Origin of the sequence: Burkholderia dolosa (assembly GCF_902499135.1) — a bacterium.
Taxonomy (GTDB): domain Bacteria; phylum Pseudomonadota; class Gammaproteobacteria; order Burkholderiales; family Burkholderiaceae; genus Burkholderia; species Burkholderia dolosa.
The window spans coordinates 66,915-87,652 of the sequence record NZ_CABVPR010000021.1 but is presented as its reverse complement, the minus strand read 5'-3'; the positions used below and the strand labels follow the sequence as shown (position 1 = coordinate 87,652).

Annotated in this window: 17 protein-coding genes; 8 read left to right on the top strand and 9 right to left on the bottom strand. The window is 67.7% G+C overall.

Translation table 11 applies throughout. The features are described from left to right. Positions 1-514 precede the first annotated feature (514 nt). A complete protein-coding gene (locus BUB20358_RS12115) occupies positions 515-1,519 on the bottom strand; it encodes an AraC family transcriptional regulator (protein WP_006767539.1) in 1,005 nt (334 codons plus the stop codon). 139 nt (positions 1,520-1,658) lie between these two features. On the opposite strand from BUB20358_RS12115, the gene BUB20358_RS12110 reads away from it, so the two are divergent. From BUB20358_RS12110 to BUB20358_RS12100, 3 genes are read left to right on the top strand one after another with little or no spacing between them, the layout of a single operon-like run. Next, complete coding sequence (locus BUB20358_RS12110; protein WP_006767538.1) at positions 1,659-3,326, top strand: acyl-CoA synthetase; 1,668 nt, start codon at positions 1,659-1,661, stop codon at positions 3,324-3,326. Positions 3,327-3,339: 13 nt separating this feature from the next. Continuing rightward, on the top strand, positions 3,340-4,107 hold the full coding sequence (locus BUB20358_RS12105) for an SDR family NAD(P)-dependent oxidoreductase (RefSeq protein ID WP_006767537.1): 768 nt from the start codon (positions 3,340-3,342) through the stop codon (positions 4,105-4,107). A gap of 18 nt (positions 4,108-4,125) precedes the next feature. Beyond that, positions 4,126-5,316, top strand: a complete 1,191-nt coding sequence (locus BUB20358_RS12100) for an acetyl-CoA C-acyltransferase (protein WP_006767536.1) — start codon at positions 4,126-4,128, stop codon at positions 5,314-5,316. 110 nt (positions 5,317-5,426) lie between these two features. Here the strand turns inward: BUB20358_RS12100 and BUB20358_RS12095 are convergent, their stop codons facing one another. The 5 genes from BUB20358_RS12095 to BUB20358_RS12075 form a co-directional block, all read right to left on the bottom strand. After that, positions 5,427-6,539 carry a Rieske 2Fe-2S domain-containing protein gene (locus BUB20358_RS12095; protein ID WP_035976029.1) on the bottom strand — a complete coding sequence of 371 codons (1,113 nt, stop codon included), beginning with the start codon at positions 6,537-6,539 and terminating at the stop codon, positions 5,427-5,429. Between the two features lie 225 nt (positions 6,540-6,764). Beyond that, positions 6,765-7,508, bottom strand: a complete 744-nt coding sequence (gene msrA, locus BUB20358_RS12090; protein ID WP_006767534.1) for a peptide-methionine (S)-S-oxide reductase MsrA — start codon at positions 7,506-7,508, stop codon at positions 6,765-6,767. Between the two features lie 79 nt (positions 7,509-7,587). After that, positions 7,588-9,450, bottom strand: a complete 1,863-nt coding sequence (locus BUB20358_RS12085; RefSeq protein WP_035976028.1) for a cytochrome c biogenesis protein DipZ — start codon at positions 9,448-9,450, stop codon at positions 7,588-7,590. A gap of 36 nt (positions 9,451-9,486) precedes the next feature. Further along, positions 9,487-10,032 carry a peptide-methionine (R)-S-oxide reductase MsrB gene (gene msrB, locus BUB20358_RS12080; protein WP_006767532.1) on the bottom strand — a complete coding sequence of 182 codons (546 nt, stop codon included), beginning with the start codon at positions 10,030-10,032 and terminating at the stop codon, positions 9,487-9,489. Between the two features lie 664 nt (positions 10,033-10,696). Next, on the bottom strand, positions 10,697-11,233 hold the full coding sequence (locus BUB20358_RS12075) for a carboxymuconolactone decarboxylase family protein (protein ID WP_006767530.1): 537 nt from the start codon (positions 11,231-11,233) through the stop codon (positions 10,697-10,699). Between the two features lie 130 nt (positions 11,234-11,363). On the opposite strand from BUB20358_RS12075, the gene BUB20358_RS12070 reads away from it, so the two are divergent. Next, positions 11,364-12,344, top strand: a complete 981-nt coding sequence (locus BUB20358_RS12070; RefSeq protein ID WP_035976026.1) for an AraC family transcriptional regulator — start codon at positions 11,364-11,366, stop codon at positions 12,342-12,344. Between the two features lie 6 nt (positions 12,345-12,350). Further along, positions 12,351-13,541 (top strand): LysR family transcriptional regulator, encoded by a 1,191-nt coding sequence (locus BUB20358_RS12065; RefSeq protein WP_006767529.1) that lies wholly within the window; start codon positions 12,351-12,353, stop codon positions 13,539-13,541. Between the two features lie 72 nt (positions 13,542-13,613). Here BUB20358_RS12065 and BUB20358_RS12060 read toward each other — a convergent pair whose 3' ends face one another. The 3 genes from BUB20358_RS12060 to BUB20358_RS12050 form a co-directional block, all read right to left on the bottom strand. Then, entirely contained in the window at positions 13,614-14,093 is a 480-nt protein-coding gene (locus tag BUB20358_RS12060) for a nuclear transport factor 2 family protein (RefSeq protein WP_006767528.1), read from the bottom strand. A gap of 50 nt (positions 14,094-14,143) precedes the next feature. Next, entirely contained in the window at positions 14,144-16,213 is a 2,070-nt protein-coding gene (locus BUB20358_RS12055) for a 2Fe-2S iron-sulfur cluster-binding protein (RefSeq protein WP_006767527.1), read from the bottom strand. 104 nt (positions 16,214-16,317) lie between these two features. Further along, on the bottom strand, positions 16,318-16,935 hold the full coding sequence (locus BUB20358_RS12050) for a glutathione S-transferase family protein (RefSeq protein ID WP_035976023.1): 618 nt from the start codon (positions 16,933-16,935) through the stop codon (positions 16,318-16,320). A 346-nt stretch (positions 16,936-17,281) separates the two neighbouring features. On the opposite strand from BUB20358_RS12050, the gene BUB20358_RS12045 reads away from it, so the two are divergent. The 3 genes from BUB20358_RS12045 (at position 17,282) to BUB20358_RS12035 (ending at position 20,735) form a co-directional block, all read left to right on the top strand. Next, the gene (locus tag BUB20358_RS12045; RefSeq protein ID WP_035976021.1) at positions 17,282-18,001 is read left to right on the top strand and encodes a response regulator transcription factor; all 720 of its coding nucleotides are present in this window, start codon (positions 17,282-17,284) and stop codon (positions 17,999-18,001) included. Next, the gene (locus BUB20358_RS12040; protein ID WP_035976019.1) at positions 17,998-19,497 is read left to right on the top strand and encodes a sensor histidine kinase; all 1,500 of its coding nucleotides are present in this window, start codon (positions 17,998-18,000) and stop codon (positions 19,495-19,497) included. The genes BUB20358_RS12045 and BUB20358_RS12040 overlap by 4 nt, the downstream gene beginning before the upstream one ends. Positions 19,498-19,613: 116 nt before the next feature. Then, complete coding sequence (locus BUB20358_RS12035; protein WP_006767523.1) at positions 19,614-20,735, top strand: AraC family transcriptional regulator; 1,122 nt, start codon at positions 19,614-19,616, stop codon at positions 20,733-20,735. Positions 20,736-20,738 lie beyond the last annotated feature (3 nt).

Sequence of the window (20,738 nt, the reverse complement as noted above, 5' to 3'; positions counted from 1 at the left end):
GGTCCCCACTACTTTGGTGGGGACTACTCTGGCAACTTCCTTTCACATCGTCGAGACGGTGCTGGGGACACGCTTACGGCTCGTGGTTCTCGGTTCGTTGCTTGGAGACCGGCTCTCGTTTCAGCCTCGATCCGGCCCTTGAATGCGCCGCGATTCGGTGGGCGTGCGTAGGCGACTCCTATCGACGCTCACCGGTCTCCGGCTCGTCGCTTGCGCTTCTAATTCGAGTTTCCCCACTCATAGTGCGTACCGCAGTGCGGAGATCGACGCGGTCAGCATTGTGCAGCGCGTCGTGATGTCCACTGGTTTTCGCACATCGACGCGCGCCATCGCTCATCCACCAGATCACTCCCGTGCAACGGCGCTCGCTATGCCGCCATCACGTGCTTTTCTGTACAGACACAGCACGCAGATAGACAACCAGCCTCAGGTACTGCGTCACCATCACGCGACGTCGAAGTCGTCTCTGCCCACGCAGCAGTTCAGCCGCCGCTGCTCACGACACCATCGTCGATCAATGCTCTGCCTCTGCCGCATGCACTTCACGCCGAAACGCGCCGGGGCTCGTACCCGTCCATTTCCGGAATGCGCGATGAAATGCGCTTGGCTCGGTAAAACCGAGCTCGGCGGCGATTTCCGCGACGCTGAGCGTTCGCCCGCGAAGCAGCGACTGGGCCAATGCGCCGCGCAGTTCGTCCTTGATCGACGCGAAGCTTTGTCCCTCACCGCGCAAGCGCCTTCGCAGCGTCGCCGGAGTCGTGCCGAGGTGCGCGGCGAGCGTATCGAAGTCCGGCCATTCGCCGGCAGGTAGAGCCTTCAGATGCGCACGTGTCTTCGCGACCCAGCCCGTATCGTGGCGATAGCGGACCAGCAGATTGCCAGGCGCGCCGCGCAGGAACGTTTTCAGCGCCTGTTCGGACCGGATCGTCGGCAGCGCGAGATATGCGGCGTTGAACGTCAGCCGGCTATGCGGGCGGTCGAAATGCACGGGTACGCCGAAGAACTGGTGATAGTCGCTGCGCTGGTCGGGGCTTGGACACGCGAAATCGATGTGCTGCAACGGAATGCGTCGGCCGACCAGCCAGCATGCGACGCCGAGCAGAATCAGCCAGAACGTCCTGTACGCAAACGCCGGGTACGGGCCCCGCGACTGTGTCAGCACGATCTGTGCGCGACCGTCGGCAACCACGAGTTCGCCGTGCGGCTCGTCGAGCACCACGCGCAGGAACTTCAGCGCACGCCGCAGTGCCTTCTCGAGCGTGCCGGCATATAGCACCGCATGACACAGCAACGTGAAGCTGCCGCGTCGCATCGGACGGGCGGCAAGCCCGAAGAATTCGTCGTCGATCGTGCCGGCGATCGCGAGCCACAACCGCCCATATTGCTGCGGCGTAACGGACTCGCGCACGACGGGCGGCAAGCCGGCCTCCGCCAGCACGGGCTCCGTCGGGATGCCGCGTTCGCGCAGGCTCGCGAGCGCGTCGTCGACGAAACCGGGCGAGATCATCTGCGGCCCCATTTTTCCTGTCTCCCGATATGGCAAAAGCGATCACGATTCTAGATTCCGTTCGTCATTGATTGCAATGTGAGCGCTGTCTACTATCGATATACCGCGGTCCGCCGCCGGTCATAACGAACAGTACGAACAGGAGACACGCATGCCTGATGGAGCAACCGCCCGGGCGGTGCCGGCGTACGCCGACGCCGTGGCCCGGTTCAGCATCGACACCGCCGCGGCGCAGTTGCACGGCGACCTGGCGCGCGGCCTGAACGCGTGCGTCGAATGCTGCGACCGGCATGCATCGGGCGACGCAATCGCGCTCGACTGGATCGACGCCGGCGGCCGGCATCGCAGCTTCACGTTCGCACAGATGCGCGCGCTGTCGGCGCGTGTTGCGAACCTGCTCGTCGCGCACGGCGTGAAGCCGGGCGACGTCGTCGCCGGGCTGTTGCCGCGCACGCCCGAACTCGTCGCGACGATCCTCGGCACATGGCGCGCGGGCGCCGTCTACCAGCCGCTGTTTACCGCGTTCGGCCCGAAGGCGATCGAGCATCGGCTGCGCATGAGCGACGCGCGTCTGATCGTGACCAATGTCGCGAATCGCGCGAAGCTCGACGAAATTGCCGATTGCCCGCCTGTCGCGACCGTACGCGAGCGCGACGAGCCGCTGCCGGAACGCGACATCGATTTCCGCGCCGCGCTCGATGCGCAGTCCGACGTATTCGAACCGGTGCCGCGCAAAGGCACCGACCTGTTTCTGATGATGTCGACGTCGGGCACGACCGGTCTGCCGAAGGGCGTGCCGGTGCCGCTGCGCGCACTGCTCGCGTTCGGCGCGTACATGCGCGACGCGGTGGATCTGCGCGACGGCGACCGATTCTGGAACATCGCGGATCCGGGTTGGGCGTACGGTCTTTACTACGCGATCACCGGCCCGCTGCTGCTCGGCCACGCGACGACGCTCTACGAGGGCGCGTTCACCGTCGACAGCACGTACGACGTGATCGAACGGCTCGGCATCACGAGTCTCGCCGGCTCGCCGACCGCATACCGGATGCTGATGGCAGCCGGCGCAGAAGCCGCAGCGCGCATCAAAGGCAAGCTGCGTGTCGTCAGCAGCGCGGGCGAGCCGTTGAATCCCGAGGTCGTGCGCTGGTTCGACGCGACGCTCGGCGTGCCGATCTACGACCACTACGGGCAGACCGAACTCGGAATGGTGGTGAACAACCATCACGGGCTCGCGCACGTCGTGCACGCCGGCTCGGCCGGCCTCGCGATGCCCGGCTATCGCGTCGCGGTGCTCGACGACGCGGGCCGCGAACTGGGCCCTGGCGAACCGGGCAATCTCGCGATCGACATCGCGCGCTCGCCGCTGCTGTGGTTCGGCGGTTACTGGCAGCAGGACACGCCGGCGATCGCGGGCGGCTACTACCGCACCGGCGACAACGTCGAGCTGGAGCCGGACGGCACCGTCAGCTTCATCGGCCGCGCGGACGACGTGATCACGTCGTCCGGCTACCGGATCGGCCCGTTCGACGTGGAAAGCGCGCTGATCGAGCACCCGGCTGTCAGCGAGGCCGCGGTGATCGGCGTGCCGGATCCCGAGCGCACCGAGATCGTCAAGGCGTTCGTCGTGCTGTCGAACAACTACGAAGGCACGCCGGCGCTGGCCGACGAGCTGGCTTTGCACGTGAAGCGGCGCTTGTCCGCTCATGCTTATCCGCGCGCGATCGAGTTCGTCGACGCGCTACCGAAAACCCCGAGCGGCAAGATCCAGCGCTTCGTGCTGCGCAAGATGGAAGCCGAGAAGGCCGCTCGACCGTGAACAGGGATCACGAATGAATATCACCGATCGCGTTTTTCTGATTACGGGGGCCGGCTCGGGCCTCGGCGCCGCAGCGGCGCGCATGATCGTCGAGCAACGCGGCAACGCGGTGCTGCTCGACGTCAACGAGGATGCCGGCGCGAAGCTCGCGCACGAACTGGGTGCGCGCGCACGCTTCGTGAAGTGCGACGTGACGAGCGAAGCCGACGGACAGGCGGCGATCGCAGCCGCCCGCGATGCATTCGGCGGCATCGACGGGCTCGTCAACTGCGCGGGCGTCGCGCCGGGCGAGAAGGTGGTCGGCCGCGAAGGCCCGCACTCGCTCGAGCGTTTCGTGCGTGCGGTGCAGATCAATCTCGTCGGCACGTTCAACATGATCCGGCTCGCTGCGGAAGCGATGTCGAAACAGGACGCCAACGCGGAAGGCGAGCGCGGCGTGATCGTCAATACGGCATCGGTCGCCGCGTTCGACGGACAGATCGGACAGGCCGCGTATGCGGCGTCCAAGAGCGGCGTGGTCGGGATGACGCTGCCGATCGCACGCGAGTTCGCACGCTTCGGCATCCGCGTGGTGACGATCGCGCCGGGCATCTTCGCGACGCCGATGATGGCCGGTATGCCGCAGGACGTGCAGGACGCGCTCGGCAAGAGCGTGCCGTTCCCGCCGCGGCTCGGCCGGCCGGAAGAATTCGCGGCGCTGGTGCGCCACATCGCCGAGAACACGATGCTCAACGGCGAAGTCATCCGTCTCGATGGCGCGTTGCGCATGGCACCGCGCTGACACTGGAGGAAACGAATCATGACGACTCAGGATCCGATCGTAATCGTCGGTGCGGCGCGCACGCCGATGGGCGGCTTTCAGGGCGACCTCGCGCCGGCCAGCGCGAGCGACCTCGGCGCGGTGGCGATCCGCGCGGCGCTCGAGCGCGCGCAGGTGCCGGTCGAGCGCATCGATGAAATCGTGTTCGGCTGCGTGCTGCCGGCCGGTCAAGGGCAGGCGCCGGCGCGGCAGGCGGCGCTGAAGGCCGGGCTGCCGATCGCCGCGGGCGCGACCACGGTCAACAAGATGTGCGGTTCGGGGATGAAGGCGGCGATGTTCGCGCACGATCTGCTGCTCGCGGGCTCCGCGAGCGTGGCCGTCGCGGGCGGGATGGAGAGCATGACGAACGCACCGTATCTGCTGCCGAAGGCGCGCGGCGGGATGCGCATGGGTCACGGCCAGGTGCTCGACCACATGTTCCTCGACGGACTGGAGGACGCGTACGACAAAGGCCGGCTGATGGGCACGTTCGCCGAGGACTGCGCGCAGGCGTACCAGTTCACCCGCGACGAGCAGGACGCGTTTGCGATCGCGTCGCTCACGCGCGCGCAACGCGCGATCGCGGAAGGGCGTTTCGCGGCCGAAATCGTGCCGGTTACCGTGAAGGCCGGCAAGGCGGAAACCGTCGTGTCGATCGACGAGCAGCCCGGCAAGGCGAAGCTCGACAAGATCCCGACGCTCAAGCCGGCGTTCCGCGAAGGCGGCACGGTGACGGCCGCGAATGCATCGTCGATCTCGGACGGCGCAGCCGCGCTCGTGATGATGCGGCGCTCGGAAGCGGAGCGGCTCGGCCTTGCACCGAAAGCCACGATCGTCGCGCACTCGACGTACGCGAACAAGCCGGGCCTGTTCGCCACCGCGCCGATCGGTGCGCTGCGCAAGCTGTCGGAGAAAACCGGCTGGAACCTGCGCGACGTCGATCTGTTCGAGATCAACGAAGCGTTTGCCGTGGTACCGATGGCCGCGATGCGCGATCTCGAGCTGCCGCACGACAAGGTCAACGTGCATGGCGGGGCGTGCGCGCTCGGTCACCCGATCGGCGCGTCGGGCGCGCGTGTGATGGTCACGCTGCTGGCTGCGCTCGAAACGTACGGGTTGAAGCGCGGTATCGCGTCGCTGTGCATCGGCGGCGGCGAAGCGACGGCGATCGCGATCGAGCGCATCGCATAACGCGCGCGACGCCGCACGAATCGCGAACCGGCTGCGCGAACCGCATCCGGTCCGGTGCGTCGGCGCTGCGAGCGCGGGCCCGGAAGCGGTGCCCGCGCCCGCACCGCCGTTCAGCGGTTGTCGCTCGCTTCGCGGATCGGAATCACGGTGCGCGCGCCGCAATGACGCAGCAGGTCGCGCAATTCGTTGATGACGGGAAACACTTCGTGGTTCCAGTCCGCGCCCTGCCGGTCGTGCGCTTCCTGTTCGCGCTCGACGATCCAGCGATCCTCGCGGAAGATGCGCTCGGTGAACCACACGAGCAGCGGCCATGCGAGATCGAGCGCGAACGGCACGCCGGGCTTGCGGATCGACAGCAGCCCGAACGTGCGGTTCGTGCGCTGCGCCGCGTCGAGCGGCACGTAGACGATCCACAGATCCATCACGAGCGTGCCTTCGCTCGAACGGATCTGCAGCGTCTGATACGGATAGCCGGTGCGTACCGTCATCACGCTCTTGTTCGCCTGGTCGCCCGGCTTCTTGCTCGAACCGAACACGAGCGCTTCGCCGACCGGCTGCTTGCCTTCCATCCGCGAGAACGTGTAGTCGACCTCGACCCAGTCGTCGCCGCGGCGACGGCCGACCGAGCGCGCACGCATCTGCCCCATCTGCTTGCGGTGCAGGAACTGATGGTTCATGTCCATCAGGTTCTCGTGCATGAACGAGTAATGACACTTGACCTCGCGGCCGAAGCGGCGCGTCTTGTACGCGGGATCGTCCGCCGACGCGAGCGCGGGGAACGGCCGCTCGTCGGCGAGCGTCGCATCGCCGGGAAACACGAAGATCAACCCGTGCGCTTCGCGGCACGGATATGCGCGCACGCCGTTCGGCAGACGATCGCGGCCGAGATACGGCACGTCGACGCAGCGGCCGCTGCCGCAGTCGTAGGTCCACCCGTGATAGCAGCAGCGCAGCGTTTCGCCGGCGACGACGCCGGCATGCAGCGGCACCTGGCGGTGCGCGCAACGATCTTCGAGCGCGTACACCGCGCCGGATTTGGTACGCACGAGCACGATCGGCTCGCCGGCGAAGCGCACGCCGAGCGTCTTGCCGCGCTTGAGCTCGCGCGACCACGCGAGCGGATACCAGTGATCGGGATGAATCGGCACGCGGCGCAGATCGCGCACGACCGCACCGGCGGACGATTCGAGGGTATTGCTGTCAGGCAAAGGCACTGCACGCATCCGTGACGCCTCCTTGCTGGACTGTGAGGTTCCGAGCGCCGCGACACGCGGCGGGGATCTGGTGCAGTCTACGCGAAGTTGCGCGATGCCGCGAAAGCGATGCGGGTTTGCCCGGTCGGCGGGCGGCGGTTTCGTTGATGCGGCGCAAGCGGCTGCGGCGGCCCCGCCGGCTCACGAAGCCCGGCCGCGCCGCGTTGCGCACGCGTCATGCGACGCCGCGCCGCTTCAGCGCCCGGCCTCGCGCCACAGCACCGCGTCCGCGCGATACAGCGCCGGGAACCGCTGCTTCAGCCCGGCGACTTTCGGCAGATCGTTGAACGCGATGTACGGCGCGTCCGGATGCAGTTCGAGGTAGTTCTGATGGTAGGCCTCGGCCGGATAGAAGCCCTTGTACGGCTCGACGCGCGTGACGACGGGCGCGGCGAACGCGTGCGCGCTGCCGAGCTGCGCGATGTACGCGGTCGCGACCGCGCGCTGCTGCGCGGTGGTCGGGAAGATCGCGGACCGGTACTGCGATCCTTCGTCCGGGCCCTGCCGGTTCAGCTGCGTCGGGTCGTGCGTGACGGAGAAGAACACCTGCAGCAGCCGGCCGTACGTGATCTGCGTCGGATCGTAGACGATGCGTACCGATTCCGCGTGCCCGGTCAGGCCGGTGCCGACGAGCGCATAGCGGGCGGTTTCGGACGCGCCGCCCGCGTAGCCGGCGGTCACCTGCTTCACGCCCTTCACGTGCTCGAACACGCCTTGCACGCCCCAGAAGCAGCCGCCGGCGAATACGGCCGTCTCGTCGTGCGACGCGCCCGGCGATTCGTCGAGCGTCGGCGCCGGTACGGTGCGCATCGGCTCGGCGGAATTGACCACGCGCTGGTAGCCGAAAACCGCGGCGGCCGCGACGGCGATCGCGCCGATGCAGCGCAGCATCGCTGAGCGGCGCGGCTGTGCTGCATCGCGAGTAGGTGTCGGGTTCATCGTTTGCTCCTTCGAAAGGCCGGATGGAAGACGGTGTCGGGTGACGACGGCACGTGCGCTCGAACGCTCAACCGAACGCTCAGCCGAACGTGAACGCGTACGCATCGACGCCGGGATCGAGAAACTCGATCGAGAACGTACGATCGGCGATCGCGCCGGGCTGCCGGACGAGCTGGTACAGGCGCTGCCCGGTCACGGTGCCGTAGCCCTGCGCATCGACGTCGGCGCCGTGCGCGTCGCCGGGCGCGGCGCCGTCGAGCGTCACGCGAAAGCGCACCGGTTTGCCGTTCGCGCCGGGGCCGAGCACGAGATGCAGATCGCGCGCATGGAACCGGTAGACGATGCGGCCGGACGGCGCCGCGAGCGTCGCGCGCTCCGCACCGACCTGCCACGTGCCGGCGAGGCCCCAGTCGTTCAGATCGGGATGCGCGGGCGCGTCGTAGCGGTGCGCCGCGTCGCGCACCACGCCGCCGGGCGATGCGAAATCCTCCGCACGCGCATAGCCGACATAGGTTTCGGGCGAACGCACGTCCGCGCTGTCGGCGGCGGCGAGTGCGCCCTTCGGCGGCGCGCCGGCGAGCCCGAGCGGCACGTTCAGCGCTTCCGGATGTCCGGCTTCGGCGAGCAGCGACTGGATCGCGCGCTCCGATTGCGCGTATTCGCCTTCGCCGAAGTGGTGGTAGCGGATGCGCCCCTGGGCGTCGACGAAGTAGTGCGCGGGCCAGTATTCGTTGCCGAATGCGCGCCAGATCGCGTAGCGGTTGTCGATCGCGACCGGATAGTCGATGCCGAGGTCGTGCACGGCCTTCTTCACGTTGCCGATGTCGCGTTCGAACGCGAACTCGGGTGCGTGCACGCCGATCACGACGAGTCCGTACGGCGCGTACTTGCGCGCCCACGCGGTCGTGTACGGCAGCGTGCGCAGGCAGTTGATGCACGAGTACGTCCAGAAATCGACGAGCACGACCTTGCCGCGCAGGCCGGCCGCCGTCAGCGGCGGCGAGTTCAGCCACTGCACGGCGCCGTCGAGCGACGGCAGCGCGCGTTCGACCGGCAGCGCGTCCGGCGTCCGGGTTGCGGCCGTCGCATCGACCGCGCGCATCATCGCGCTGCCGTTGGCCGGCGCCGCGTCGGCGGTTGCGGTCATCATCGCGTTGCCGGCGGCTACGTGCGCGGCGTCGCCGGTCGCGGACATGGCGGCCGGCGCGCCGTTCGAGCGTCCGCCGAGCCGGTCGACGAGCCTCGTTTCGAGGCCGCTCGTCGCGACGGTCGACAGTTGCGCGAGCGCGCCGGTATCGAGGCCGAGCGCGATCGCGCCGACGCCGGCCAGCAGCGCCGCGCCGATCCCGCGCCGGATCCATTCGCCGGCACCGAGCGAGCGCTTCATCGCGGCGAACACCTTGCCGCCGATCACCAGCGCGATGCCGAGCGACGTCGCGGCGCCGGCCGCATACGCGATCAGCAGCAGCGTCGTGCCGACGCTCGCGCCGTGCAGCGCGGCGCCGGTCAGCACGAGGCCGAGGATCGGGCCCGCACAGGGCGCCCACAGCAGGCCCGTCGCGACGCCGAGCAACAGCGACGAAGCGGGGCCGGCCGGGCGGCCGTCGCGCTGCGCGAGGCCGGTGAGCCGGTTGCCGGCGGCGACGAGCGGACGCGTCAGGTGTTCGGCGACGCGCGGCATCAGCAGCGTCAGGCCGAATACCGCGAGCAGCACGATCGCGATCCAGCGGCCGACCTGATTCGCGTGCGCGACCCAGCCGCCGCCGACGGCCGCAAGCGTCGCGACGACGGCGAACGTCAGCGCCATGCCGGCCAGCAGCGGCAGGCCGGTACGGACGAACGGCTGATCGGCGCGCGCAAACACGAACGGCAGCACCGGCAGGATGCACGGGCTCAGGATCGTGAGCACGCCGCCGAGATAGGCAAGGACGATGAGCAGCATGGGGCAATCTCCGGTCGTTCAGGAATGCGGGCGGAATCAGGCAGCCGCCGGACGAAAGGCGAGCGCGAGACCGTTCATGCAGTAGCGCAGGCCGGTGGGCGGCGGGCCGTCGTCGAACACATGGCCGAGATGGCCGCCGCAGCGGCGGCAATGGACTTCGGTGCGTACCATCCCGAACGACGTGTCCGCACCGGTCTCGACCGCGTGATCGAGCGGTTGCCAGAAGCTCGGCCAGCCGGTGTGGCTGTTGAATTTGGCGGTCGACGAGAACAGCGCGAGGCCGCAGCCCGCGCACGCGAACGTGCCGCGGCGGTGCTCGTCGTTCAGCGGGCTGCTGTACGGCGGCTCGGTGCCGGCATCGCGCAGTACCGTGTATTGGGCGGGCGTGAGGCGCCGATGCCATTCGGCGTCGCTGAGCGTGACTTCGAAGCGGGCGCCGGCCCGTTCCGGGACGGGCGAGCCGCCGGCCGGCGGCGCGGCGAACACGCGGTCGACCAGCGCGCGGCGGCCGGCCGACGACAGCGCCGCGAGCGCGGCAACGCCGGTGGCGCCGGCGAACAGCAGATGTCTGCGGGTGGGCATGATCGGCTCCTGGAAGCGGGTCCTGAAAACATGCGCACAGCGTAGGCAGCGGCCGGTGTCGAAGTCCTCACGGAAAGTTAAAGGATTTGTGATCGTTGTGTCGGTTGTGCGTCGAGATTTGCTGAAACCCGTCGTGGCGGGCCTGACGACGGTTGACGGGAAGCAGGCGGCTTGCCGACTTCCGCGGAAGCCTTCTACGAGCCACGGATTCTTGGCGTCTTTTTAGCGCTCGTGACGTGACGCAGATTCTGCGCTGGATGCATGAGCGGATCGGGCGACGACGCACGCGACGCGGCCTTGGCGGTCCGCGCGCCCGCGCGATGGTATGCGCGACGTCGAAGCGCAGAAGCGTGAACGCGGAATCGCTGCCGAAGAGACGGAGACGATAGACCGTACGTTCGGTGCTCTTTTCGATACCTGGTTCGCGACCACGACAAGGCGCGCGGCAAAAGGGCCGGCTGCGCTCGATGACTTTTCCCCGATCCTTGTTGCGACTGGCGTTGGACGATCTTTCGGATCGGCCTGTTCGATCTGTCGCGGGTCGCACAGGCGGTATCGAAGTACCACGCCGCCAGCCGGGAAAACTCCGGCGCGAGATCAGCCGACGATCGCACGCAGTCTCGTTGACAGCGTGCGGTCGCCGAGGTCGCACACGGACGCGCCGCTACTTGACGGCCGGAAAATCGAGCGTCGTATCGTTCACGCGATTGACCAGGTTCGTGAACGTAATGGACGCGATGGCGAGATTGATCTCGATGAGCTGACGTTCCGTATAGCCGGCGGCGCGTATCGCATCGACGACCTCAGCCGGGACCGTGCCGTGCGTGCCGACGAGCGTACGGACATACGCGACCAGTGCGTCCCGCGCGGCGTCGCCGGTTGCCGCGCCCGTGCGCACCTGCTTCATCTGATCGCTTGTCAGGCCCGCCAGCTTGCCCATCAGCGTGTGAGCGGCGACGCAGTAATCGCATCCCGCGTATTCGCTGACCACCAGCTTGATCACTTCGATATCGGCCTTGCCGAGCGTGCTCGCGGCGACCGCCGCATCGAACGCCAGCGCTGCGCCGAGCGCTTCCGGGCTTTGTGTGCCGATCGTTGCGTATGCGTTGGGTACCTTGCCGACGGCCTTCTTGATCTTCGCGAACACTTCGGCGGCGGCGCCGGTTGCTTCTTCGGCACGAATGGTGGTCAGACGGGACATGATCGACTCCTTCCTTCAGGTTGGTGGGTTGAACTGCTTAGCCATGTCGTATGGCATGGGAGTCAGTGTAGGGATGCACGGCGAGTTCTTTAATGCCATACTTCCGCAACTTCATGCTCAAACGTCTCATATGGAAATCCTGGACCGATTGCTATCGATGATGCCGGTCACCGGGCGGCTGGACGTGCGCTGCCACTTCGGTTCGCCGTGGCGCATCGACCATCCCGAGTCGAGCGAACTGGAACTGCCCTACCACATACTGTTACGCGGCGAGGCCGTCGTCGAATTCGAGACGGACGGAGCGGACGAACCGACGCTCCGAATGAAAGCGGGCGATATCGTGGTGTTTCCGTCCGGCAGTGCGCACCGGCTGCACGATGGCAGCGGCGACGCGCCGCGCGCAGCGCACGAACGGCACCGGAACGGCCTGACCGTTGCGACGAACGGCAGCGCCGACGCGAGCACCGATGTGCTGTGCGGACGCTTCGTGCTGCCGGCCGTCCCGCAGCAACTGCTGCGCGACCATCTGCCTCGACGTTTGCTCGTGAGCAGCGTGACCACGGGTGAAGGGCAGGCGCGCGACGCCGCGTTTGCAGCCACGCGGCTTGCGCGGGTCATCGAATTGATGCGGGAGGAAGCGCTGGAGCACCGCGCCGGCAGCGCGGCGATCCTGGATCATCTGTCCGGCGCGCTGTTTGCGTTGACGCTGCGCAGCGCGTCCGAGGCGGACCAGGCGCCGCGCGGGCTGCTTGCGCTGGCACAACGTCCTCGGCTGCAGCCGGCGCTCTCAGCGATGTTCGACGAGCCCGAAAAGCCGTGGACGCTGGCACAGCTGGCCGAGCGCTGCCACATGTCTCGCGCGACGTTCGCGCGCCACTTCGACGACGCGATCGGCCGCTCGGCGAGCGATGTGCTGACGGAAATCCGCATGGCGCTTGCCGGGCGCAAGCTGGCGCAAACGACGATGTCCGTCGCGGAGATCGGCGAATCGGTCGGATATCGATCGGAGGCCGCGTTTCAGCGGGTGTTCAAACGGCAGGTAGGCATGACGCCGGCGAAATGGCGCATGCGGTCGTCGAGAATCGCGGAGCCGGAAGCGCGTTCATCGTGACCGACGATGCTTGCGCCGCATCTGCGCGGTTCCGCCCGGGACCGACGGTCGCGCGATCGCCCGCATGCGGACCGGGTTCGCCATGTTGCCGCATGCACGTTCACCGCGGCGGACCCACGACCACGCATCGGCCGACCATGCGCGCGCAGGCACGAAGCAATGCGACAAACCCGCACCCGCGTTGCGTGCAGAGCGGTTTCCGGACGATGCTATGCTGGCCGCCGCGATGCGGCGACACGGTGCGTGCGATGCGCGTGCGGACACGTTCACTTCACCGGATATCTCTCATATATGGACAGGCTGCAGGCCATGACCACCTTCGTCACGGTGGTCGAAACGGAAGGGTTCGCATCGGCGGCGCGCAAGCTGAACGTATCGCCGTCGGTGATCAGCCGCGTGATGACGGAGCTCGAGGAATATCTGGGCGTGCGGCTGCTGACGCGGACGACGCGCGTGGTCCGCATAACGGATGCGGGCGCATCGTTTTACGAAGACTGCCGGCGGATTCTGGCGGACATCGACGCGGCCGAGCTGTCCGCCACCGGCACCGGCAATACGCCACGCGGCCAGCTGACCGTCACTGCGCCCGTGCTGTTCGGCAAGACCTATGTGACGCCGATCGTGCTCGAGTATCTGGAGCATTATCCGTTCGTCAATCTCAACTGCTGGTTTCTGGACCGCATCGTGAATCTCGTCGACGAAGGTGCCGACGTTGCGGTGCGCATCGGCGAGCTGCCGAACTCGTCGCTGCAGGCGATTCCGGTCGGCAAGGTACGCCGCGTGCTGTGCGCTTCTCCCGATTATCTGCGTGCGCACGGCACGCCGCGGCATCCGGACGATCTGGCGGCGCACGTCACGATTCAGGCGACCGGCATCACGCCTGCGCCGGAATGGCGCTTCCGCACGCGGGACAAGACGCTTGCCGTGGCTATCCAGCCGCGCCTGCTGACCACGACAAACGATTCCGCGATCGCTGCGGCAACGGCCGGCCTCGGAATCGTGCGCCTGCTGTCATATCAGGTGGCCGACGAACTCGCGCAGGGCACGCTGTGCGTGCTGCTGGCCGAGCACGAACTTGCTCCGCTTCCGGTCCATGTCGTGCATCGGGAGGGCAGGCACGCGAACCGGAAAGCGCGCGCCTTCATCGACCTGTGCGTCGAAAAGCTGCGAGCCAAAGCGCCGATGTGGTCTGCCTAGCAACACCGGCGAGCCGGCACGGCGCGCGCGGCGCACCCGTCCCGAACTGCGCGCGTATCGAGCATGGCCTGCCTACAGGCCGAGATCGCTCAGGCCGGGATGATCGTCAGGCCTGCGCCCGAGCGGCCAGAAGAACTTTCGGTCGGCCTCGGCGATCGGCAGATCGTTTATGCATGCATGGCGATGATGCATGAGGCCGTCGTCACCGAATGCCCAGTTCTCGTTGCCGTACGAGCGATACCAGTTCCGTGCATCGTCATGCCATTCGTATGCGAAGCGCACGGCGATCCGGTTGCCGCCGTACGCCCACAACTCCTTGATGAGCCGGTAGTCGAGTTCGCGCTGCCACTTGCGTGTGAGCAATGCAACGATCGCCGGGCGGCCTGTCGCGAATTCGGCGCGGTTGCGCCACACGCTGTCGACGCTGTACGCGAGCGAAACCTGCTCCGGATTGCGCGTGTTCCACCCGTCTTCGGCGAGCCGCACTTTTTCGATCGCCGTCTCGAGCGAGAACGGCGGAAGCGGTGGGCGAACGGCATTCACGTCTTTCATGGTCAAGCTCCTTTCGTCGGGAATCGTCGCCGGGCGACGAGGGTGCGGAATTACACGTCGAGCAGCAGACGGTCGCCGCCGCCCGATTCGCGATGTGCAGGCACCGCGCAGCAGATCAGCGCTTCGTCGTCCGCTACCTTGAATTCCGGCGCGACCGGATACGTCACCGCACCTTCGACGATCCGGGTACGACAGGTGCCGCAACTGCCGCCGCGGCACCCGTATTCGGGCGCCAGCCCGCGCGCCTCGGCGAGATCCAGCAGCGAGCCGCTGCCCGGCTGCCAGCGCGCTTCCTTGCCCGACTTGACGAACGCCACGGGTGTCGGCGTATCGGCCGGCGCGCGCAGTGGGACACGCGCGCCCGAATCGACGCGGCGCTCGAGCACGGAAGGGCCGAACGACTCCGCGTGGATCCGGCGGTCCGCCACGTTCAGGTCGCGGAGCCCGTCATATACCGCCTGCATGAAGCGCGACGGCCCGCACAAATAGAAGTCGTAGTCGTCGAACGGAAGCGTGGCGCGCAGCAAATTCGCATCGATGCGGCCGACGACGTCGAACTCGTCGCCCTCCCGCGCGCCGGTCGCGTCCGACAGAACGCGCACCACGTTCACCGCGCCGTTCGCAGCCGACGCGAGCCGGCCGATCTCGTCGCTGAACGCGCGCTCCTTCACAGCGCGTGCGGCGTGAAAGAACCAGGTCTTACGCGTGCCGCGCTTGCGCGCTCCTTCGTAGACGATGTGACGCAGCATTGCGAGCATCGGCGTTACGCCGACCCCGGCCGCCAGCAGCACGGCAGGACGGCGCTCGAGCGCATCGATCGTGAATTGCCCCGCGGGCGCGCGCACGTCGATGGTGTCGCCGACCTGCACCACGTCGTGCAGATGCGACGATACGCGGCCTTCCCGCTTCACGCTGATGCGATACATGCGATCCGACGGCGCGCTCGACAACGTATAGGTCCGCACGAGCGGATCGCCGTCTTCCGACAGCTTCACGCGAATCGGCACGTGCTGGCCCGCCAGATGCGGCACCAGGCCGGCACCGTCCGCAGGCTCGAGCTGGAACGAGCGAATCAGCGTGCTCTCGTCGGTGATTTTCGCGACTCTGAACGAACGCCACGACCGTGCCAGCTCCGCGGCTCTCAGACAGCTCTCGGCCTCGTCCCAGCTTCCCGTCATCAGCGAGTTGGGCGACCAGCCTTCCGCCCGGAACGTCCAGCGCAACGGCAGTGCGCCGGCGCGATGAACGACGCGGCGCGGCTTGAAGCGCCACAGTCGCTCCGCGCCCTGAAAAGCGGCGATCTCGGGCGAATCGAGGTCGACTTCGGCTTCACCGGTCATCTGCAATACGTCGCCGGTTTCGAAGTCCGCGAACACGATGCCCGCGCGTGGGTTGACCAGAAAATTGCCGAGTGTCGCGAAGAACAGGTTGCCCGCGAAATCGGGAATCGTCAGCACGCCGTCGTCGCCGATGCGCACGAACCCCGCCTTGCCGCCGCGATGCGACACGTCGACCTGACGCTCGGCGCCGTCGCCGACGTAGGACGCGACGAACAGCGTGTCGGCAGCCGCGATCATTGCGCGCGCGCGATCGTCGAGACGATCGCTCTGCTCGGGCGGGATGCCGGAGAACGTCTCGGGTTCGCGCACGAACGCGAAATCGCGCAACTGGATGTACTGCGGGCAATTGCCGAAGCTCTGCGCGACGTCGACATCGAATGCGCGCGTGTCGCCGCGACGGATCACGCCGTTGACGCGATTGCGCCGCCGCGTATGCAGCTCGATGCCGAGCAGGCCGATCGCCGCGCCGTCGCGCGTGCCGCTGGCAGCCGGATCGTTCGGATCGAATACGGTGTCGATGCGCAGACGCCTGTCGCTCGGCGACTGCATGAAGCCGGGTCGGCCGAATGCGAACGTCGCCCATACGTCGCCGTCGTCGGCCACGGCCCCGACGACGATGAAAGGCAACTGCGCGAAGAACGCTCGATGTTGATCGGGCATGTGGTTCCTGACGAAGCGCCGCCCCACGCTGTCCATCTTCTGCATCACGCCCGTCTTTTCCTGCAGCTCGAGCTCGCCGCGATGCCACGGCGAGTTCGCTTCATTCGATACCGTGCTCACGATGTGTGTCCTCGACGGAATTTGCGCATCACGCGTTCAGCGGCGCCGGCCCGCCGGCGTCGCACGCCGGCGCCGCGCGGGCCACGGGCCGCGGCCGGGTTCGCTCACGCAGCCGCCGCGAGCCCGACCGGCGTCTTTGCGAACTCGACGAAGCCCGGCAGCGCTTCGATGCGGCGCAACCACCCCGCGACGTTCGAATAGCCCGACAAGTCCACATTGCCTTCCGGCGCGCGCGCGATGTAGCCATACAACGCGACGTCGGCGATGGTGGGCTTCGGCCCGATGATGAAGTCGCGTCCCGCGAGTTCGGCGTCGATGAGCGCGAGGATGCGATGTGCACGGGCGATCACCTCGTCGGCGTCGAACTTCGCGCCGAAGACCGTGATAAGCCGCGCGGCGGCCGGACCGAACGCAATCTCGCCGGCCGCGACGGACAACCAGCGCTGCACGGCGGCTTCCTGCACCGGCGACTGCGGAAGGAAGTCGCTGTTGCCGGACGTGCGGGCGAGATACACGAGAATGGCATTCGAATCGGCGATCACGTTCTCGCCGTCCACCAGCACCGGCACCTGCCCGAAGCGGTTCAGCGCCAGAAATTCGGGCGACTTGTGCGCGCCCGCGGCCAGATCGACTTCAATCAGTTCGTGCTCGATGCCGAGCAGCGAGATGAGCAAGCGTGCGCGGTGCGAATGACCGGAAAGCGGGTGAACGTAGAGTTTCATGACGTGTCCTTGGGGGCGGGTGCGGTGAGCAGGTCTCATCGCTTGCGGTAAGTCTAGAAACTCGGCGGTTGCGGCAGAATCCCCGCTGCGGAGAATGGATCGTTCTGGTTTCGAGAATAGTCGGACGAAAGCGGGCGTTGCCGTGACGCTGGAGCGCTGCGGGCATCGGCTCACATCGCGAGCACGATCGAAACTTAAACGAAACGTGATCACTCGCCGCCGCAAAATTTTGCACAATGGCGGCAGCGCGGCGTGCCGCCGCGACGCGAACCGGAACGCCGGCCTGCCCGGCGGCCCGGGCAGAACCGACTTCCGATATCGATACGACGTGCCGCCGCCAACCGCCATGGATCATCCGAAACGCATCCTGATCGTCGAGGACGACGCCGACATCGCCGACGTGTTGAGCCTGCATCTGCGCGACGAGCGTTACGAAGTCGTGCACACCGCGGACGGCGCACAAGGGCTGCGCCTGCTCGAGCAGGGCGGCTGGGATGCGCTGATCCTCGACCTGATGCTGCCCGGCGTCGACGGCCTCGAGATCTGCCGACGCGCGCGCGCCATGACGCGCTATACGCCGATCATCATCACGAGCGCGCGCTCGAGCGAAGTGCACCGGATCCTCGGCCTCGAGCTCGGCGCCGACGACTATCTGGCCAAGCCGTTCTCGGTGCTCGAACTCGTCGCGCGCGTGAAGGCGCTGCTGCGACGCGTCGATGCGCTCGCGCGCGATTCGCGGATCGACGCCGGCACGCTCGACGTCGCCGGGCTGTCGATCGATCCGATCGCGCGCGAAGCGAGCGTCGACGGCATGCGCATCGACCTCACGCCGCGCGAGTTCGACCTGCTGTACTTCTTCGCGCGGCATCCGGGCAAGGTGTTCTCGCGGATGGATCTGCTCAATGCGGTGTGGGGCTATCAGCACGAAGGCTACGAACACACGGTGAACACGCACATCAACCGGCTGCGCGCGAAGATCGAGACCGATCCGGCCGAACCCGCGCGGATCCTCACCGTGTGGGGACGCGGCTACAAGCTCGCCGCACCGGACCAGCGGGACGCATGATGAAGCTCACGCTCACCCGGCGCCTGTCGCTCGTGTTCTCGGTGCTGCTGCTCGCGTGCTCGGGCGCGTCGGCGTGGCTGCAGAGCCGCGCGAACGACATGCGCGAGAAGGAAGTCGTGCAGGCGCTGTCGCGCGATCTCGCCGCGCACATCGCGAACGGCACGTCGCTGATGGACGCGAACGGGCTGCGCCCGGACGCCGTGCGCACGCTGTTCGGCCAGCTGATGGGCGTGAACCCGAGCGTCGAGGTGTACCTGCTCGACAACGCGGGGCGGATCAAGGGCGACGACGCGCCGCCCGGTCACGTGAAGCGCGATCGTGTCGATCTCGCACCGATACGGCGCTTCATCGCCGGCGATCCGCTGCCGATCCTCGGCGACGACCCGCGCAGCACCGACGCGCGCAAGGTGTTCAGCGCCGCGCCGCTGCAGCGCGCGGGCCAGCCGCCGTCGGGCTACGTCTACGTGGTGCTGCTCGGTGAGGCGCACGATCGGCTCGCCGCGCGCGTCGACGCTGGCAACGTGCTGCGCACGACGCTGTGGTCGATGGCGGTCGTCGCGCTGCTCGGCCTGCTGGCGGGCCTGAGCGCATTCAGCTTCATCACGCGTCCGCTGCGCCGGCTGACCGACGCGATGCGCCGCTTCGACGCGAACGGCACGCCCGACACGCAGCCGGCGGTGCCGCGTTCGCCGGCGGGCGGCCGCGGCGACGACATCGCGGTGCTCGAATCCGCGTTCGCGCAGATGGCCGACCGGATCGGCGAACAGTGGCGCGCGCTGACGCGCCAGGATCAGCAGCGGCGCGAGCTGATCGCGAACATCTCGCACGACCTGCGCACGCCGCTCACGTCGCTGCACGGCTATCTGGAGACGCTGTCGTTGAAGTCGGACACGCTCGCGGAGCCCGAACGCCGCCGCTATCTGTCGATTGCGCTCGCGCAGAGCGCGAAGGTCGGCCGGCTCGCGCAGGCGCTGTTCGAGCTCGCGCGGCTCGAATCGGGCGGCGTGCAGCCCGAGCGCGAGCCGTTCTCGCTGGTCGATCTCGTGCAGGACGTGTTCCAGAAGTTCGAACTGGCTGCGCAGGCGCGCGACGTCGCGCTGCATGCGCGTCTGCCTGCCCGCGTGCCGCCGGTATCGGCCGATCTCGCGATGATCGAGCGCGTGCTGACGAACCTCATCGACAACGCGCTGCGGCACACGCCCGCGCACGGTGAAGTCGAAGTCGCGCTGGAGCCGCACGGCGATCGCGTGATCGTCACCGTATCGGATACCGGCGAAGGGATTCCGCCGGCGCGGCGCGAAGGCCTGTTCGAGCGGCCGCAGCGGCCGTTGAGCGGCGCCGCCGCGACGAGCGGCGGGCTCGGGCTGCTGATCGTGCACCGGATGCTGGTGCTCAACGACAGCGCGATCCGGCTCGTCGATCGGCCGGAACGCGGCGCGGTGTTCGAGTTCGCGCTGCCGGTCGCGCAGGCCGCGCGCGGCGACGGCGGGCGTTGAATGTCTTTGTCGGGAATCCGTCGTCGCGCGACGCGCAACGCAGCGCGCGGCGGATCGGACGTCCAGGCCGGCGGTGGGCCGGTTGTCTCGCCGGCACCCGGTCTTGGCGGCGCTGCGTGCGGCCCGGCGCACCGGAGATTGCGCGCGCACCGCTCAAGTACAATGCGAGCGGTTCGACCGACGGGGACGCGATGACCGGTTCAGATTCACCTTCCGCCCGGCCCGGGCGTGCGCTGTCGTCGCCGAGCGCGACGGTGCCGATCTCGCTCGTCAACGGTTTTCTGGCAAGCGCGGGCGTGCAGCGCGACGTGGTCGAACGTTATCTGCGCGGCGCGGGCATTCCGATCAAGCTGCTCGGCGAGCCGCATGCGCGCGTGACGGAGGAGCAGTTCTCGACGCTGTACCGCACGCTCGCGATCGATCTCGACGACGAAATGCCGGGCATCTTCTCGCGGCCGCTGCGCGGCGGCACGCTGAAGTACCTGTGCCTGAGCCTGCTCGATGCGCGCAATCTCGAGACGGCGCTGCATCGCTTCGGGCAGTTCTTCCATATCCTGCTCGACGACTTCTTCGTCGAATCGAAGCGCGACGGCCTCGTCGCGCAGGTGCTGCTGCGACCGAATCCGGCCGTCGGCCCGATCGGTGCGCTCGGCCAGGAGCTGATGCTCAAGCTCGTGCACGGCGTGTGTTCGTGGCTGATCGGGCAGAAGATTCCGCTGCTGCAGATCGAGTTCGCATGTCCGCGGCCGCGCCATGCGGTCGATCACCTGTACTTCTTCTCCGGCGCGTTGCAGTTCGATCGCGAGCGCACGCTGATGCGCTTCAGCGCGGACTATCTCGATGCGCCGATCCGGCAGAGCAAGCGCAACCTGCGCAAGTTCCTCGCGCGCGCGCCCGGCGACTGGATCTTCGAATCGTTCAGCGAACAGCTCGTCAGCCATCGCGTGCGGCAGTACCTGTCCGCGGCGCTGCCCGATCTGCCGGTGATCGAGCAGGCGGCCGAGCATCTGCATTGCTCGGTGCGCACGCTGAGCCGCCATCTTGCCGCCGAAGGGACGACGTTCCAGGTGCTGAAGGACGAACTGCGGCGCGACATCGCGATCCAGCGGCTCACCGATACGGCCGACACGATCGCGGCGATCGGCGCCGATATCGGCTTCGACGATCCGAGCGCGTTCCATCGCGCGTTCCGGCACTGGACGGGCAGTACGCCGGGCACGTATCGGCGGCGCGTGTAGCGT

What these genes read in the sequence shown, in the direction of transcription:
- BUB20358_RS12100 (WP_006767536.1), top strand. Translation starts at nt 4,126, where the DNA reads ATGACGACTCAGGATCCGATCGTAATCGTCGGTGCGGCGCGCACGCCG.
- BUB20358_RS12085 (WP_035976028.1), bottom strand. Translation starts at nt 9,450, where the DNA reads ATGCTGCTCATCGTCCTTGCCTATCTCGGCGGCGTGCTCACGATCCTG.
- BUB20358_RS12115 (WP_006767539.1), bottom strand. Translation starts at nt 1,519, where the DNA reads ATGGGGCCGCAGATGATCTCGCCCGGTTTCGTCGACGACGCGCTCGCG.
- BUB20358_RS12065 (WP_006767529.1), top strand. Translation starts at nt 12,351, where the DNA reads ATGCTTGCGCCGCATCTGCGCGGTTCCGCCCGGGACCGACGGTCGCGC.
- msrB (WP_006767532.1), bottom strand. Translation starts at nt 10,032, where the DNA reads ATGCCCACCCGCAGACATCTGCTGTTCGCCGGCGCCACCGGCGTTGCC.
- BUB20358_RS12040 (WP_035976019.1), top strand. Translation starts at nt 17,998, where the DNA reads ATGATGAAGCTCACGCTCACCCGGCGCCTGTCGCTCGTGTTCTCGGTG.
- BUB20358_RS12110 (WP_006767538.1), top strand. Translation starts at nt 1,659, where the DNA reads ATGCCTGATGGAGCAACCGCCCGGGCGGTGCCGGCGTACGCCGACGCC.
- BUB20358_RS12060 (WP_006767528.1), bottom strand. Translation starts at nt 14,093, where the DNA reads ATGAAAGACGTGAATGCCGTTCGCCCACCGCTTCCGCCGTTCTCGCTC.
- BUB20358_RS12050 (WP_035976023.1), bottom strand. Translation starts at nt 16,935, where the DNA reads ATGAAACTCTACGTTCACCCGCTTTCCGGTCATTCGCACCGCGCACGC.
- BUB20358_RS12075 (WP_006767530.1), bottom strand. Translation starts at nt 11,233, where the DNA reads ATGTCCCGTCTGACCACCATTCGTGCCGAAGAAGCAACCGGCGCCGCC.
- BUB20358_RS12095 (WP_035976029.1), bottom strand. Translation starts at nt 6,539, where the DNA reads ATGCGTGCAGTGCCTTTGCCTGACAGCAATACCCTCGAATCGTCCGCC.
- BUB20358_RS12105 (WP_006767537.1), top strand. Translation starts at nt 3,340, where the DNA reads ATGAATATCACCGATCGCGTTTTTCTGATTACGGGGGCCGGCTCGGGC.
- BUB20358_RS12070 (WP_035976026.1), top strand. Translation starts at nt 11,364, where the DNA reads ATGGAAATCCTGGACCGATTGCTATCGATGATGCCGGTCACCGGGCGG.
- msrA (WP_006767534.1), bottom strand. Translation starts at nt 7,508, where the DNA reads ATGAACCCGACACCTACTCGCGATGCAGCACAGCCGCGCCGCTCAGCG.
- BUB20358_RS12045 (WP_035976021.1), top strand. Translation starts at nt 17,282, where the DNA reads ATGGATCATCCGAAACGCATCCTGATCGTCGAGGACGACGCCGACATC.